The following is a 14,012-nucleotide window of genomic DNA, read 5'->3' as shown; positions in this document are numbered from 1 at the left end:
CGTGCCACTTCTCGCGGTGCTCGCGGCCGTCGACCGTGTTCCTCCGCTCGAGCGGATGTCGCTGGTGTCCTTGCTGTTCTCCATCGCGACCGTGACCGACCGGCACGAGGCCGAATGCTGGCCCCAGACGCATCCCCATGCGAATCCTGCTGGTGAGGAACACTCTCGGGCATCCGTCGAAGCGTCATGGCCCTGGCGGCGATTGCGGCGGCCTTCCCGTCAGCCGGCGCGTCCCAGGACCTGCTGCCCAGACTACGGACGCTGGCAGGCCAAAGGAGTTGTTGGGGTTGTAGAGCACGCTCCACGGAGCCGTTTTGGACTTCGAAACCTCACCGGCGGCGTCGCCCATGTAGGTGTCGGGATTGTCGGTGTCGCCTTTGAAGCAGCGCCAGTTGACTCTTTGTGCGGCGATCTGTTCGGTTGCACCGCTGGCCCACTCGCAGCGGACGGTGGATCCGTCTGTGGGGTCCTTGGCTCCAGCGCCCAGGGCAGAGTTCCGGGTTTGGTTGACGTCTGGGATCTGTGTGGGAAGTCTGCTTGCTTGATGATCAGGGCGTATGGGTCCCACGACGAGCGCAGGCAGACGACCTTGAGGGCGTAATGCCAGCACGGGTTCATCGGGGTGCTGTTACTGACCTTGAAGTCGTCTTGTCGCAGGGGCTGACGGTTTGTGGTCGTAGCGGTATGCCGGAGGTATGAGGTATCCGCAGGGTGGGGGTCTGACCGCGGAGAGGCAAGCGTTCCGTGAGCGGGTCCGGATGGAAGCGGTCGGCATGTTCGCCGACGGGCGGGGCAGTACGGAGATCGCGAAGGAGTTACGGGGCAGCGTCCGGTCTGTTCAGCGGTGGCGTCGGGCCTGGCGGGAGGCCGGTTCGGATGCCGTCCGTTCCCGTGGCCCGGCGTCCCGTCCGAAGCTGAGCGATGTGCTGTTCGCCGTGCTGGAGGAGGAGTTGGCCAAGGGGCCGGTCGCGCATGGCTGGCCGGATCAGCGATGGACGCTGGCCAGGATCAAGACCCTGATCGGCCGCCGGTTCCACAAGTCCATGACGCTGTCGGGGATCTCCCAGATGCTGCGGCGGCACGGCTGGAGTCACCAGGTTCCTGCCCGTCGGGCGGTCGAGCGTGACGAGAATGTCGTGGCCGGCTGGGTGAAGGACGTGTGGCCGCACGTGGAAGCACGGCGGCGGCTCTCGGGGCCTGGATCGTATTCGAAGACGAAGCCGGATTCTCGATGACGCCGCCGACCTCCCGCACCTGGAACCGACGCGGAACCACTCCGGTCATACGCGTCCGCGGCCGTTCCCAGCGCCGCTTCTCCATCGCAGCCCTGTGCTGCTACAAACCCGGCGAACGCACCCGCCTGATCCACCGGCCCAAACGACATACCGAACACAAGAGCGGCGGCCGTAAGAGTTTCGCCTGGACCGAGTACTGCGACCTCCTCCCAGCCGCCCACCAGCAGCTCGGCGGCCCGATCGTCCTCGTCTGGGACAACCTGAACGTCCACAAGGACCGCCGCATGCGGGACTTCATCGACGCGCACGACTGGGTCACGGCCTACTACCTGCCGCCCTATGCACCAGACCTCAACCCTGTGGAAGGCATCTGGTCGGTCCTTCGCCGGACCACCCAGGCCAACACCGCCTTCGCCGACCCCGACCACCTCATCCGCCGACTACGACACGGCCTCCGCCAGATCCAATACCGCAGCGACACCATCGACGGATGCCTCACTGCGACCGGCCTCACACCGACGACCCCACGCCTACAACCTCAGTAACGACCGTTGGACACCGATGTTCCGTGAGCCCGGCAGGAGTCTCAGTCGCCCGGAGAACAGCTCTTCCTGCCGAAGCCCGGAAGCCAACGGTTCGGGCAACCTGTGAACCCGCACGGAATGTAGGTCTACACAGCGATCCGCGTCGGGTTCCATCTCAGGACCGTCCGGGAATCTGCGAACTTGCGCGCTTCACGCAAGCCGCGCCGGAAGGGCCGGCCGGTGCGGAGGTCGGGGACGAAGGCTTCCAGGACGACGCGGCGGAAGCGCCGGCGCTGGGCGGGGGTGAGGTGGTGGAGGTCGGCGGTGAAGCGGGGGAACGTCTCGAAGGTCGGCACGAAGCCTCCTCCAGGAAGCACGTAGCCCCCAGCGCGTGCCGGAGGTGCGCGGCCTCACGTCGGACTACCGCCTCTACACCGCCCGCCTGGCCCTGACCGACCCGCAGCCCACCCGACGTCGGCAGCCCACGGCCGCACCCGACCCAGACCAGCCGCCCCCGGCCAGCCCCGGCGACCCCGACACGCTCCAGCTGCCGCTGGAGGCGGGGAAGTGGGACATCCCAAGCGTCCCGCTGCGCTACGACCGCGCGGTAATCGCCACCACCATGCAGGCCGCCCAACTGCGCACCGCCCGCGCCATGTACGACGTCACCGCGCACCAGCAGGCCGCGATGCCCGAGCAGCACCTCGTGCCGTTCCCGGACGCCAACCCCGACGCCGACCGCCTGGACGACGAGCCGCAGACGGGCCTCGGCCTGGCGGCGGTGCGGGCCTGCAGAAGTCCCGCACCGACGTGGAGGCTCTGGGCTACACCGCTGAGCAGCTGCGTCACCTCACGGACTCCGTCACCGAGATGGTCGACCGAGGCCGCGCGCTCAGGAAGCGATACGCTCACCAGGCGCGTCCCGTAACCGCATCCGGTGTGTGAGGACGACGAGCGGGCCCGCCGTCCCGTACGTTTCGGCCCGCACCCAGGCCGAGAGGCCGGCCACTGAGTGGCTTTGTCAGCGGGTCGGACGCGGCGATCCGCCGTGATTCGCGGCAGGGGTTCTCGCACCGCACGACCCTTCAGCCACTGCTGGGCACAGCAGTGGGAAACCACAGGCAGGAGGGCGATATGGTGCGTTTCGGGTCAACGGTGGCGTTGTGGTTCCGCAGTTGATGGTCCGCTGCCAACCCGTCGCGCCGGCTGGTGACTCTGCACCTCACAGATTGGCGCTGGCGGCGCACCGCCTGCGGCTGCTGCGCGTAGCGGAGACCGTGGCGATGGTCCAGGCCGTCACCCACAAGGCTCCGACAAGCAATGCCGCGAGCGCGGTGGGCATGTGGGGAGGGGTGGCACCCAGACCTGGTGCCAGGCCCGCCGCGCGGGCGCCGAAGCCGAGAACGCCCGCTCCCACCATCGCGATGCCCGCCCAGGAGACGACGAGCGCCGGCCAGCGGACCAGCGGGGTCCCCGGCAGGCGGACGAGGAGCAGCGCAACGACGGCCATCAGCAGGCCGAGGGCTGCGTTGGCCAGTTGGGCGGTCTCGACGTTGGCAACGGCGGCGTAGGCCTCAGCCGGCGCGGGGAAGCCCGGCATGCCCAGCTCGCCCGCCCTCGCCAGGTCCACCTTGCTGACGGTGTAGGCGAGGGCGCCGAGGCTGGCGAGGGCTGCGGCCAGTTGCTTCTTGTGGGATCGGGGCATGGGTTCATCCTGCGGTGAGCAGCGGCCGGGCCACCTCCTCCGCTCGTACCGACTCCCTCCCCCGACTGGGGGAGGGAGTCTGGCTCTGACCCACCTGGCCGACCGGCCCCACGCTCCCAGGTGCCGCTATTTCCCATCGACATCCCCCAGCATCTAGCCAAGGGGGCGACGGCTGCGGCCAGGTAGCAGCGGCAGGGTTCATCCCCGTATGTGCGGGGATGTCCCCCTGGCGCGTGGGTGCAGCTCGGCGTCGGCACCTGCTCACGGCGCATGCAGGGATAGCCGCTCGGCCGCCGGTGGGCAGGTCGAGGGGCGACGAGATGGGGGAAGAAGAGTCGCTGTCGTGTGAACGGCACAATGGTTCCGTGGGCGTCCCGGTCAAGATCTTCAGACTTTTCAGTTACCAGCCTTGCGGGCACGAGCTGCTGGTGCGTGTTGTCCGGCCGGCTGCCTCGAACGCTGATCAAGGGGCGTTGGATGCCGCCGACGATGTCGCCGACTCGGCGACGGAACGTCTTTGCACCTGGTGGGAGCAGTGGCGCTTGCAGCCCGAGTGTCCACACCAGCACACGTCGAGCCTGGTCGCTGAGATGCAGGAGGAACCGGTCGGGGAGGACCTCTTCGGCTCGGGTCGTCGCGGGCTCGGGGTATGGGTAGCGAGGACGAAGTACGGCGCGCCGTGGATGGTCCTCGGGACCGCGTCGACCGAAGCGGAGTTCTGGCAACAGGTCCGAGTCGACTCCGTCCTTCTCGATCTCGGCCCCCTGGCGCCCGCCGAACTGCGCCACGTCTATTTCCTCACCGACGAGGACGGCCCATCCAGCTGGCAGTCTTGACGGACAGCCAGCGGATTGGCTGACCAGGGCGAACCTGGGGAATCGTCTGGGCGCGCATAGCCTGGCTTCGGCAGGCCCCGGCCCGAATCCGCGCTGCCGCTGTAGGCAGTGCTGCCGTCGACTGCGGCACGAGGCGAGGCTTTCCGGACGGGGTGGTGGAGGTGACTTTTGGTGCTCGTCCGGAGTTCGCTGTTCAGCTCTTGCGGGCCAGCGGTTGCCCGGCGAAGCGCACCCCTGCCAGGCCATGGGCCATGAGGTTGCGGATGTTGCCGTGATCAGTGTCGTTCGGTGTCGCCAGCACACTGCGATAGTGCTCACCGAATGCAAGCAGCGCCTCCTGGCCGCTCAGCCCTTCCAGCAGGGCCAGTCCCAGCGTCTTGCAGGAACCCTCGTTCTCACCTGTGGCATTTTCCAGTTCCCCGTTGCGGAACGCCTGCGGCTGGTATTCGTAATGTGCGGTGATGAAGGCCAAGGTGTCGGCGAACTCGTGCTCACCTGACGCAAGGCTTGCCCGCAGCGAGTTCAGATCAGTCATGTCGGTTCCCCTGGGTTGAACAGACGAGTCGATTGCCGTCCGTGACCGGAGGACAATAGCCCCTTGAGGCCATCCGGTAGGAATCGGGCCACATGTCGGAACGAGGGGCATCTCCGCAGGTCACGGTGTGCGTCTGTGTTTCCCGTCGAGAGCCGGTTTCGGTCCGGGCGGTCGATTTCGAGGGCGGTGCTGATCAGCAGACCGTTGCCGTTCCCCGCCCTGTGCCGCAGGGCGGCTCGGTTGCGTGCCGCGGCAAGGCGGGGTCGGTCGGCGAGGTTGTCAGTGCGGGGCAGGATGATGACCCGCATGACCGAAAACAGTGCCCTGCTCTCTCCTGCCGCCTACGTGGAGGCCGTGGCCACCGCCGTGGCGGCGTCGGCCGCGTACTACGGCGACGGGACCACCCCGCTCGGTGACGACGAGTACGACGGGCTGCTGCGAGCCATCGCGGCCTACGAGGAGGCCCACCCGGACGAGGTGCTTGCCGAGTCGCCGACCGGGAAGGTGGCGGGCGGGGCTGTGCAGGGTGATGTGCCGCACTCGGTGCCGATGCTCTCCCTCGACAACGTCTTCGACGCGGACGAGCTCGCCGAGTGGGCCGCAGGGCTGGAACGGCGTCTCGGGCACCCTGTGGCCGGGTGGTGTGTGGAGCCGAAGCTCGACGGTCTCGCGGTGGCCGCCCGGTACCGGGGCGGTCGGCTCGTTCAGGTCCTCACCCGCGGCGACGGCTTGGCCGGCGAGGACATCACGCACGCCGCCGACGCCGTCCTCGGTCTGCCGCCGGTTCTCACCGAGCCGATCGAGGTCGAGTTGCGCGGCGAGGTGCTGCTGACGACCGCGCAGTTCGAGGAGGCCAACCGGATCCGGCTCGCCCACGCGGCCACGCCCTTCGCGCACCCGCGCAGCGGAGCGGCCGGCACCCTGCGGGCCAAGGACCGCCCCTACCGGATCGAGTTGACCTTCTTCGCCTACAGCGCGATCGGCCTGGACGACCTCGGCCACGTCGCTCTGCTGGAGAACCTGGCCGCGCTCGGCGCGAACACGGCCGCCAGCACGGCCGCCGCCCCGATGCGATGCGAGACCGTGGAGCAGGTGCAGGAACGTATCGACGTGATCGCCGGCCTGCGCGGAGACCTGCCGTTCGGGATCGACGGTGTCGTCGTCAAGGCCGACACGGCCGAGGACCAGCGGCAGGCCGGCAACGGCTCGCGCGCCCCGAGGTGGGCGGTTGCCCGGAAACTGGCGGCCGAACACAAGGTGACGCGCCTGCTGGCGGTGGAGTGGAACGTCGGCCGGACCGGGATCATCGCCCCGCGCGCTGTTCTGGAGCCCGTGGTCATCGACGGGGTGACGGTCACCTACGCCACGCTTCACAATCCGTCTGACATCACCCGTCGCGGGCTCATGATCGGCGACCAGGTGTTCGTGTACCGAGCCGGCGACGTGATCCCCCGGGTCGAGGCACCGCTGGTCGACCAGCGCACCGGCGCCGAGAGCCAGATCGTCTTCCCCGAGGCGTGCCCCCGCTGTGGCGACGCGATCGACACCTCCGAGCAGCGGTGGCGGTGCGTGCGCGGCCGGAGCTGTCAGGCCGTGGCCTCGGTGATCTACGCGGCTGGCCGGGACCAGCTCGATATCGAAGGTCTCGGCGGCACGCGCGCGATCCAGCTGGTGGAGGCCGGTCTGGTCAAGGACGTCGCCGACCTGTTCACGCTGACCCGCGAGCAGCTCGTCGGTCTGGAGCGGATGGGTGAGACCAGCGCCGCCAACCTCCTGGCCGCGATCGAGACCGCCCGCGGGGCTGCATTGAGCCGCGTGTTCTGCGCCCTCGGTGTCCGTGGGACCGGGCGCACGATGTCCCGCCGGATCGCCGCGCACTTCGGCTCGATGGCCGCGATCCGGGCCGCCGACGCGGACACGCTGGCCGGGGTCGACGGCATCGGCACCGAGAAGGCCCGCGTCATTGCGGCGGAACTCCTCGAACTCGCCCCGCTCCTCGACAAACTCCAGGCGCAGCAGGTCGGCATGCAGGTCACCGAGCCGCAGAAGCCCGCGACCGACGCGAACGACGGCGAGGAATCGGCGGGTGGCCCGCTGGCCGGACAGGCCGTCGTGGTAACCGGCTCCATGAGCGGCCCCCTTGCGGTGTTGTCCCGCAACGAGATGAACGAGCTGATCGAGCGGGCCGGCGGAAAGGCATCGTCGTCGGTGTCCAAGCGCACCACCCTCGTGGTGGCGGGCGAGAAGGCCGGCTCCAAGCGCACCAAGGCCGAAGAACTGGGCATCCGCATCCTCGACCCCGAGGAATTCGCCGTCCTCGTCGCCGGTCTCCTCCCCACCACCTAACAAACCGCCGCCCAGCCCTCGGCACGGCCCCCACACCGCCGGGGTGACAGCCCGTGTCTGGGATAGCCCGCCTGATGCCGAGGACGGCGAGTGGGAGGAGCAGGGGGAGATCGACTACGAGTCAGTCACGGGCGATGTGGCGGTGTGGGGGAGCGGCCGTGCCGAGGAGCTGATCCGGCTTGGCCGCGGCGGTATGTGGCGGGTCCGGGTCCGCTGCGCGGGCAGGGCTGAGGTCGAACGTGTGACGGGGACGAGGGCACGGCGTACGGGGTGGAGCGGTACGTGATCGATCGGCACCGGTCTGGTCGCCTGCGATGGGCAGGACAGAGAAGTTGTTCTTCTCCACGTGAGGGTCGAACTCGTCGTGCTCCCGGCCGACGCGGGGTGGTCCCCGTGCATGAGTACCTGGTGCCCGCGCTACATCAAGCAGCCGCGGTGGGAACAGCCGGGCCGGTCGGCGCGGTTGCATCGACGAGGGGCCGGCGCCGCACGGCGGGGAACACGGAGGCCACAAGGTCGTCCGCGCCACCAGGATCCAGGCCCCCAAGATCGCGGTACGCCCGCCGCGCACTCGGACCAAGAAGTATTTCTGCAGGAGGATTTTTCATGACTGACCGCCCTTTGACGCTCATGGCAGTGCACGCTCACCCCGACGACGAGGCGACCGGAACCGGAGGGGTCCTCGCGCGGTACGCGGCGGAGGGCATCCGCACGGTTCTCGTGACGTGTACTGACGGCGGTTGCGGTGACGGACCGGGGGTGTCAAGCCAGGCGATCCCGGGCACGATCCGGCGGCCGTCGCCTTGATGCGCCGTCAAGAACTCGAGGCGAGCTGTGACGTCCTGAAGGTCAGCGATCTGGAGATGCTGGACTATGCCGACTCCGGGATGATGGGCTGGCCGAGCAACGACGCCCCCGGATCCTTCTGGCAGACCCCCGTGGAGGAAGGCGCCGCCCGACTCGCGGAACTCATGCTGCACTACCGACCCGATGTGGTCGTCACCTACGACGAGAACGGCTTCTACGGCCACCCCGACCATATCCAGGCCCACCGCATCACGATGGCGGCGCTGGAGATGACCGCGCTGACACCGAAGGTGTACTGGACGACGATGCCGCGCTCGGGGATGCAGCGGTTCGGGGAGATCATGCGCGAGTTTCATGAGGAAATGCCGGAGCCGGATCCTGCCGAGGCCGCCGCGATGGCCGAGATCGGCCTCCCCGACGATGAGATCACCACGTGGGTGGACACCACTGCGTTCAGCGGTCAGAAGTTCGACGCGCTGGCCGCGCACGCCAGTCAGGGCGAGAACATCTTCTTCCTCAAGATGGGCAAGGAGAGGTTCGGCGAGTTGATGGGCATGGAGACCTTCGTACGTGTCAAGGACGCCACCGGCGCGGCCGTACCCGAGAACGATCTCTTCGCCGGGCTGCGCTGATCCGCCCGTCCGGCCGGGCCCGGGAAAGCTCATCGGCCGCACGGCCCGATCGAGCGGGCCCGGGAGCTCCCGGCCGCCGGCGGCTCCCTGCGGATTCTGCCTCCCGGTGCCGTGCCCGCACAGGCCGATGCCGCCGCCCCGGTAGTCCCGCCCGGGCGCCCGCTGAGCCGGTACGGCGGCCGGCGCCGGACGGCTACCGCCGCGCGATGGCCGCGCACCGTGAGGCAGCGCCCGCCCGGCGGGCGGACACGGCATCGAGGACGCGGTGGAGCGGCAGACCCGGGACGGCGCGGCGTCCTGTGGCGTGCCCCGACTGAGGGAGCGAGGCCGGTGAGGCTTGCAGCTCTCCACATGGCTCGCATCGGGGCCGAGCGGAGCGGGCTGCCGGGACTACGTGAAACAACACCGGCCCTGCGCGCCGGGCGGGAGGCCAGCCCCATCCTCCAACTCACTGCCGCTGCGGGGTGTCAGGACGCTGAGGGTGGCATGGCATTGATCGCCGCATGCCAGTCCCTCAGGGCCTCCCGTGGCAACGCTCGGGCGTAACCCCTGAACATGCTCTGGCTCGACTAGGAGCTGTCCGGTCGATCATGGAACCGTCGGTTGCTCGGCTCGTTGTTCTGGGCATGGGGCGGGTTGAGCGTGTTGATCTGTCGCATGCGGAGTGGGAACGGCTGCGGCCGTTCCTGCCGGTGAGTAATGGTCGGTGCGGCCGGTGGCGCGATCACCGGCAGGTGATCGACGGGATCCTGCACCGGGTACGGACTGGCATCCAATGGCGGGACCTGCCAGATCGGTTCGGACCACGGAAGACGGTCTACGAGCGCCATCGGCAGTGGTCGGCGAACGGCACCTGGGAACGTCTTCTTCAGCAGGTTCAGGCCGCAGCCGATGCAGCGGGTGAGATCGACTGGGACGTAGCGGTGGACTCCACCATCGTGCGCGCACATCAGCATGCGGCCGGCGCCCGAACCGACCCGCCGCCCGCGTCAGCCGCCTCAAAGGGGGACGAAGCGCCAGAACGTCAGAACGAAACGCCGTGGCAGAGCCTGGTCGGCCACCTGGCGGAGGTGGTGCGGGAGGTGAGGGCCTGGGCCGTTTGCGTGGCGGCTTCACCAGCAAGATCCACCTGAGTGCGGACGGGTGCTGCCGCCCGCTGTCCCTGCTCATCACCGCAGGACAGCGGGCAGACTGCACCCAGTTCGTGCCGGTGCTGAACAAGATCCGCGTTCCGCGCCTCGGCCCGGGCAGGCCCCGCAAGAAGCCCGACAGCGTCGCGGCGGACAAGGCCTACAGCAACGGCCCCTGCCGCGACTATCTGCGGCGCCGGGGCATCCGGCACACGATCCCGGAGAAGGCCGACAGCCGGGCCGCCCGGGCAAGGGATCGCGAGGCGGACGGCCACCGGCCTTCGACGAGGAGCGGTACAAGAAACGCAACACCGTCGAACGGGCCATCAACAGACTCAAGAACTCCCGGGCCGTTGCGACCCGTTACGGCAAGCGCGGCTACGTCTTCCTGGGCACCGTGATCGCAGCGTCGCTGGACATCTGGCTGCGGTCATGACCATTCGACGGCTGAAGCTACTGGCCGGCGCGGCGGTTGAGCCAGGACTTCTCCAGTTCCGACAGCGGTGGCGGTGGCACCGGGCCGGTGTCGTTGTAGAGGGCGATGGGGTCGTTCGGATCGGACCATGAGCCGACCGTGACCAGCCGGTAGACGAACTCGCCGCTGTCTGGAAGCGGAACCGTGATGGTCGCAGGCGCCGGCGGGCCGGGGATACAGCGGCCGACGTCCTCGCCATAGGGCCCTCCGCCGAAGATGGCGTGCATCCAGCCGCTCGGTGGCCGTCCAGTCAGATCGAATACGTCTTCCATGCCCTCCCCTCAACTGCCGAGATCGTACGGCAACAGATACTGCAGACGGTCTATCAAGATCGGCCGGACAGCTCCTAGACCTGCGTGCCCTTGCTGTTGCGCTGCCGCGCCCAGTGACGGAGGAGTGCCCAGAGCGCTACGGCGTTGATCAGGGCACCGGCCAGAACCGCGGCGTGGAAGCCGAGTCCGGCCCACATCTCGGGCTGTGCGGCCACGGACGTGTCCGGTGTCCAGTCGGCGGGGAGCGGTGCCGACTCCGAGGGGGACTCCAGGGGCAGGGGGTAGGCGGCTGCGAGCCGTAGTGGGGCTCCACGACCGGGGCCGAATGCAGGGCGTCCGACGCGGGTCCGAAGGGGACCAAAAGCAGGAGGCTGACCGGCGCCGTGGCCAGCATCGGCCAGATTCCGCCGAACCCGATGTCCCCCACCTCGACCCAGACCAGCATCGCGACCACCAGGGCCAGGTATCCGCCGGGCACCCACATCTCAGGCTTCGACCAGCGCCGTTCCATCACGTTCCCCGTTCCGTTCCGTTCGTCCTGCAGTCAGCCTCGTGGCGGCCGGGGCCCGCCACCTGAGTACGCCTACTCATCCTGCTCTGTCCTGCGTACCTGGTCAGAGGCGTGCACGCGGGAAGGGTCAAGCGGATCACCAGTTGCCGCGAGGGCGTTCGGCGCCGAGCTGGACCTCGCGCCGGTATACGCGGCAGTCCGGCAGGCCGCGCACGATTCGGCCTTCCTTCTTCCGCCCAGCTGAAGCTGCACAGCGACCTGAGGAGGTGCCAGGAGGCGCCGGCGTCACTCCGCCCATCAGCTGACGGAGATGTGCGGGTGCGGGTGCGGGTGCGGTCACGGCAAGGCGGGCCGGCCGGAACGCGTGTCGCTGTCCGGGGCGGGGCGGGGGTCGGGACCATGTCGCGGTGGGTGAGGCGCTGCTGGAGACGGGCATGGCGGAACTGGTAGACGGGGCCGACCTGCCGCAGGACGCCGAGGCGGTGGGCGTCGTCGAGGAAGGCCTGGAGGCTCCAGGGGAGTTGGCCGCGGGCGGCGAGCAGCAGGCGGGCGGCGGTGTAGTACGGCCAGGCGCGGGCGGCGAGGGCGAGCACCAGACCGGTGGGTCCCATGCTCAGCAGCAGGCCGAGGAACTCAGCGGCCTCTGCTTTGCCCTGCAGCACCAGGAGGAGACCGCAGGGCATGGTGACGAGGAGGGGTGCCGCGCAGCAGCCGACGAGGGTGACGAGGCGGTCGGCGCGGACGGTAGCGGCGGGGTGCAGGCGGTCTCGTGCGGTCGTCGTGCCGCGGGTGAAGTACAGCATGGCCTGGCCGGTGCCGAAGAGGGCGCCGAGACCCAGGCCGTACGCCCAGAGCGGGACGGCGGACCGGGCGGTGGGCCCAGCTGCGCCCGTGGGGTGCACGACGAGGCCATAGGCCCAGAGGGCGACCGAGGTGAGGAGCGTCGTGCCGACGACGAGGAGCGCGGCCCGCGCGAGGCGGCGCGACCGGTGTGCCGGGGTGAGCGTGCCGCGGCTCGGTACGGGCGGCGGTGAGGGGTGTCCGGACGGGTACAGGACGAGGAGGAAGGAGAAGCCGAGGACGCACACGCAGCCGATCGCGTACCAGGCCCGCTCCACTCCCGGGACCGGGTCGACCGTCATCCCGGGAACGGCGAAGGCCAGTCCGCCCAGAGAGGCGGTGAGGGCGGGGCCGGCCGGGCGGGCGGGGATCCACCCGGCGGTCAGGCACGCGCACCACACGCCGACGGCGGCGGACCGTACGTACCACTCGGCCAGGCCCGGCTCCGGCGGCGGAACCCCTGGCAGGGAGCGTGCGACGGCGCAGCCCAGCAAGGTGAGGACGACGAGGGCGGCGGCCAGGGCGGTGGCGCGGGACCAGGCGCGCGCGATCGTGGGAGTGTCGTCGTACAGCCGCCACCAGGCGAGGTCATAGGTGCGCCGCCGCGCCATGCCGGAGGCGAGGCGGGTGAGGTGACGGTGGGCGTCCTCGGGGCCCCAGCGGCGTGCGGGGTCCCGGCGCCGGGCGCGTTCGTATGTGACGGGCACGACGGCGTCCAGGAGGTGGTCCTCGACGGCCTCCTTGGTGGTGAGGGGCAGCAGCACCGAGGGGTCGCCGGTGCCCTCGGCGTACACGGTCCGGGCGAGGGCCACACTCAGAGGGCTGGTGAGGGCCTGCGCGAGGGCGCCGTCGGGGCGGTCCCGCAGGTTTTCCGCCACGCGGTCCCAACGGGTCCGGGACGGTCCCGCCGCCGTGGCGAGGCGCAGCTGTTCGAGGGAGGCCGCGGCATGCAGTGCGGCGGGCTCGATCACCGCGGCGCCGGTCAGCGGGCCCGCCCCGGCCACGGCGGCGGCGAAGGCCTCGGTCCGGCAGGTCAGGACCAGGGGTGCGTCGGGGTCGAAGGCGTCCTTCAGCGCTTTCAGAACCGCCTGTTGGGCCGCCTCGGGGAGTTCGTCCAGCCCGTCGACGACCGGCAGGATCCGCCGGCCGTCGAGGAGGTCGTCGAGGGCACTCGGGCCGTAGGCGTCGGCGTCGGTGAGGGCTGGGTAGTCGGCGGCGATCCGGCGGCGCAGCCATACGGTGCCGTTCTCCCGGTCCGGGTCGAAGGAGGCCGCGGTGAGCAGCACGGGCACCGGATCGTCCTGACCGCGGGCGCCGAGCAGGGCAAGCGCCAGCAGGACCGCGAAGGTGGTCTTGCCCGACCCCGCCGGACCGAGGACGACGAGCCGGCGGGGGCGGGGCGGCGGGCCCAGGAGCGCGGCCAGTTCATCAGGCTGGTCCACCCGGCAGGAGACCGGGCCGCCGATCAGCGGGGAGTGTCCCCGCAGGTCCTCCCGTGGAGAGTCCGACCAGGTCACGGGGAGAGGCAGCGGGGTGTACAGGCCGCGCAGCCGCGCCTCCTCGCGCCACTGCGCCTGGACCAACCGGGCCAGGGCGTCCTGGGCCTGCGTCAGCTGGTCGCCGTCGGAGCGCGCCCGGCCGGGTGAGCGGCGCCAGGCCCACACCGAGAGCGCCCCGAACACGCTGAGGACGGTGGCGAGGACGGATGCGGCCGTCGAGACGACCTCGGCGTCCTGCACGCCCCACAGCACCGCCAGTATCAGGGCGACTGCCCCGCAGAGCCCCCAGGTCACCCTCCAGCGCCCGTAGCGCATGCCGTTCCCCCGTCTCCCGGCGCCGGTCTCCCGGCGGTCTTCGCGTCCAGCACGTTCAGAACATCCAGCCGGACCAACGAGGTGGTGCCGGGCGGGGGCACGGAAACCGGGGGAGCGGCGGGGGCGCTCGGAGGCAGAGCGCGCCCGGCCCCTGGTCGGCGTAACGAAGACGGACCGTGCCCCGCGCATTGCGGAGGGGGCCGGCAGCTGTGCTCTCTGGTCGCCGAGTCGGGCAAGCCTGGTGATCGTGGGCAAGCCACCCTCGAACGGGGGTGTGCCCACGGCCGTCGCAGCGCGCAGAACTGGAACTGCACCACGGCGATCTCTCCCCCTGCGGCCGCAGGGGAGCC

12 protein-coding genes and 2 pseudogenes are annotated in these 14,012 nt (G+C 70.1%); 7 read left to right on the top strand and 7 right to left on the bottom strand.

Annotated features, from left to right (window positions below):
* The first annotated feature begins 695 nt into the window (after positions 1–695).
* Together JIW86_RS03280 and JIW86_RS03275 are read left to right on the top strand one after the other, a co-directional pair.
* Entirely contained in the window at positions 696–1,235 is a 540-nt protein-coding gene (locus tag JIW86_RS03280) for a winged helix-turn-helix domain-containing protein (protein WP_257552407.1), read from the top strand.
* Positions 1,232–1,780 carry a transposase gene (locus JIW86_RS03275; RefSeq protein ID WP_257552406.1) on the top strand — a complete coding sequence of 183 codons (549 nt, stop codon included), beginning with the start codon at positions 1,232–1,234 and terminating at the stop codon, positions 1,778–1,780. Before JIW86_RS03280 ends, JIW86_RS03275 begins: the two co-directional genes overlap by 4 nt.
* Positions 1,781–1,905: 125 nt before the next feature.
* Here the strand turns inward: JIW86_RS03275 and JIW86_RS03270 are convergent, their stop codons facing one another.
* On the bottom strand, positions 1,906–2,115 hold the full coding sequence (locus JIW86_RS03270; RefSeq protein WP_257552405.1) for a hypothetical protein: 210 nt from the start codon (positions 2,113–2,115) through the stop codon (positions 1,906–1,908).
* Positions 2,116–2,150: 35 nt separating this feature from the next.
* Between JIW86_RS03270 and JIW86_RS03265 the strand changes: the two genes are divergently transcribed.
* Positions 2,151–2,687: a hypothetical protein gene (locus tag JIW86_RS03265; RefSeq protein WP_257552404.1), complete on the top strand. Its 537-nt coding sequence runs from the start codon at positions 2,151–2,153 to the stop codon at positions 2,685–2,687.
* A 294-nt stretch (positions 2,688–2,981) separates the two neighbouring features.
* Here JIW86_RS03265 and JIW86_RS03260 read toward each other — a convergent pair whose 3' ends face one another.
* The gene (locus JIW86_RS03260) at positions 2,982–3,464 is read right to left on the bottom strand and encodes a hypothetical protein (protein ID WP_257552403.1); all 483 of its coding nucleotides are present in this window, start codon (positions 3,462–3,464) and stop codon (positions 2,982–2,984) included.
* A 365-nt stretch (positions 3,465–3,829) separates the two neighbouring features.
* On the opposite strand from JIW86_RS03260, the gene JIW86_RS03255 reads away from it, so the two are divergent.
* On the top strand, positions 3,830–4,300 hold the full coding sequence (locus JIW86_RS03255) for a hypothetical protein (RefSeq protein ID WP_257552402.1): 471 nt from the start codon (positions 3,830–3,832) through the stop codon (positions 4,298–4,300).
* 193 nt (positions 4,301–4,493) lie between these two features.
* Here the strand turns inward: JIW86_RS03255 and JIW86_RS03250 are convergent, their stop codons facing one another.
* The gene (locus JIW86_RS03250; protein ID WP_257552401.1) at positions 4,494–4,835 is read right to left on the bottom strand and encodes a HopJ type III effector protein; all 342 of its coding nucleotides are present in this window, start codon (positions 4,833–4,835) and stop codon (positions 4,494–4,496) included.
* A gap of 297 nt (positions 4,836–5,132) precedes the next feature.
* Between JIW86_RS03250 and ligA the strand changes: the two genes are divergently transcribed.
* The 3 genes and pseudogenes from ligA to JIW86_RS03235 all read left to right on the top strand — a co-directional run bounded on the left by ligA (position 5,133) and on the right by JIW86_RS03235 (position 10,186).
* Positions 5,133–7,181, top strand: coding sequence for an NAD-dependent DNA ligase LigA (gene ligA / locus JIW86_RS03245; RefSeq protein ID WP_257552400.1), 2,049 nt, complete (start codon positions 5,133–5,135; stop codon positions 7,179–7,181).
* A 606-nt stretch (positions 7,182–7,787) separates the two neighbouring features.
* A pseudogene (locus JIW86_RS03240) lies at positions 7,788–8,620 on the top strand (PIG-L family deacetylase).
* A 626-nt stretch (positions 8,621–9,246) separates the two neighbouring features.
* A pseudogene (locus JIW86_RS03235) lies at positions 9,247–10,186 on the top strand (IS5 family transposase).
* Between the two features lie 17 nt (positions 10,187–10,203).
* On the opposite strand, the gene JIW86_RS03230 reads toward JIW86_RS03235, so the two are convergent.
* The 4 genes from JIW86_RS03230 to JIW86_RS03220 form a co-directional block, all read right to left on the bottom strand.
* On the bottom strand, positions 10,204–10,497 hold the full coding sequence (locus tag JIW86_RS03230; protein WP_257552399.1) for a hypothetical protein: 294 nt from the start codon (positions 10,495–10,497) through the stop codon (positions 10,204–10,206).
* Between the two features lie 74 nt (positions 10,498–10,571).
* Positions 10,572–10,712, bottom strand: coding sequence for a hypothetical protein (locus JIW86_RS03225; protein ID WP_257552398.1), 141 nt, complete (start codon positions 10,710–10,712; stop codon positions 10,572–10,574).
* Positions 10,646–10,981, bottom strand: a complete 336-nt coding sequence (locus JIW86_RS42025; RefSeq protein ID WP_416237655.1) for an SCO4225 family membrane protein — start codon at positions 10,979–10,981, stop codon at positions 10,646–10,648. The genes JIW86_RS03225 and JIW86_RS42025 overlap by 67 nt, the downstream gene beginning before the upstream one ends.
* 26 nt (positions 10,982–11,007) lie before the next feature.
* The gene (locus JIW86_RS03220; RefSeq protein WP_257552397.1) at positions 11,008–13,662 is read right to left on the bottom strand and encodes an NACHT domain-containing protein; all 2,655 of its coding nucleotides are present in this window, start codon (positions 13,660–13,662) and stop codon (positions 11,008–11,010) included.
* Positions 13,663–14,012 lie beyond the last annotated feature (350 nt).

This window comes from Streptomyces sp. NBC_00162, assembly GCF_024611995.1.
Classification (GTDB): Bacteria; Actinomycetota; Actinomycetes; order Streptomycetales; family Streptomycetaceae; genus Streptomyces.
The sequence above is the reverse complement of the archived record's forward strand: the minus strand, read 5'-3'. Positions and strand labels throughout refer to the sequence as shown.

Coding starts and splice junctions, on each gene's coding strand:
- JIW86_RS03280 (WP_257552407.1), top strand. CDS start 696: ATGAGGTATCCGCAGGGTGGGGGTCTGACCGCGGAGAGGCAAGCGTTC.
- JIW86_RS03275 (WP_257552406.1), top strand. CDS start 1,232: ATGACGCCGCCGACCTCCCGCACCTGGAACCGACGCGGAACCACTCCG.
- JIW86_RS03260 (WP_257552403.1), bottom strand. CDS start 3,464: ATGCCCCGATCCCACAAGAAGCAACTGGCCGCAGCCCTCGCCAGCCTC.
- JIW86_RS03250 (WP_257552401.1), bottom strand. CDS start 4,835: ATGACTGATCTGAACTCGCTGCGGGCAAGCCTTGCGTCAGGTGAGCAC.
- ligA (WP_257552400.1), top strand. CDS start 5,133: ATGACCCGCATGACCGAAAACAGTGCCCTGCTCTCTCCTGCCGCCTAC.
- JIW86_RS03230 (WP_257552399.1), bottom strand. CDS start 10,497: ATGGAAGACGTATTCGATCTGACTGGACGGCCACCGAGCGGCTGGATG.
- JIW86_RS42025 (WP_416237655.1), bottom strand. CDS start 10,981: ATGTGGGTGCCCGGCGGATACCTGGCCCTGGTGGTCGCGATGCTGGTC.
- JIW86_RS03220 (WP_257552397.1), bottom strand. CDS start 13,662: ATGCGCTACGGGCGCTGGAGGGTGACCTGGGGGCTCTGCGGGGCAGTC.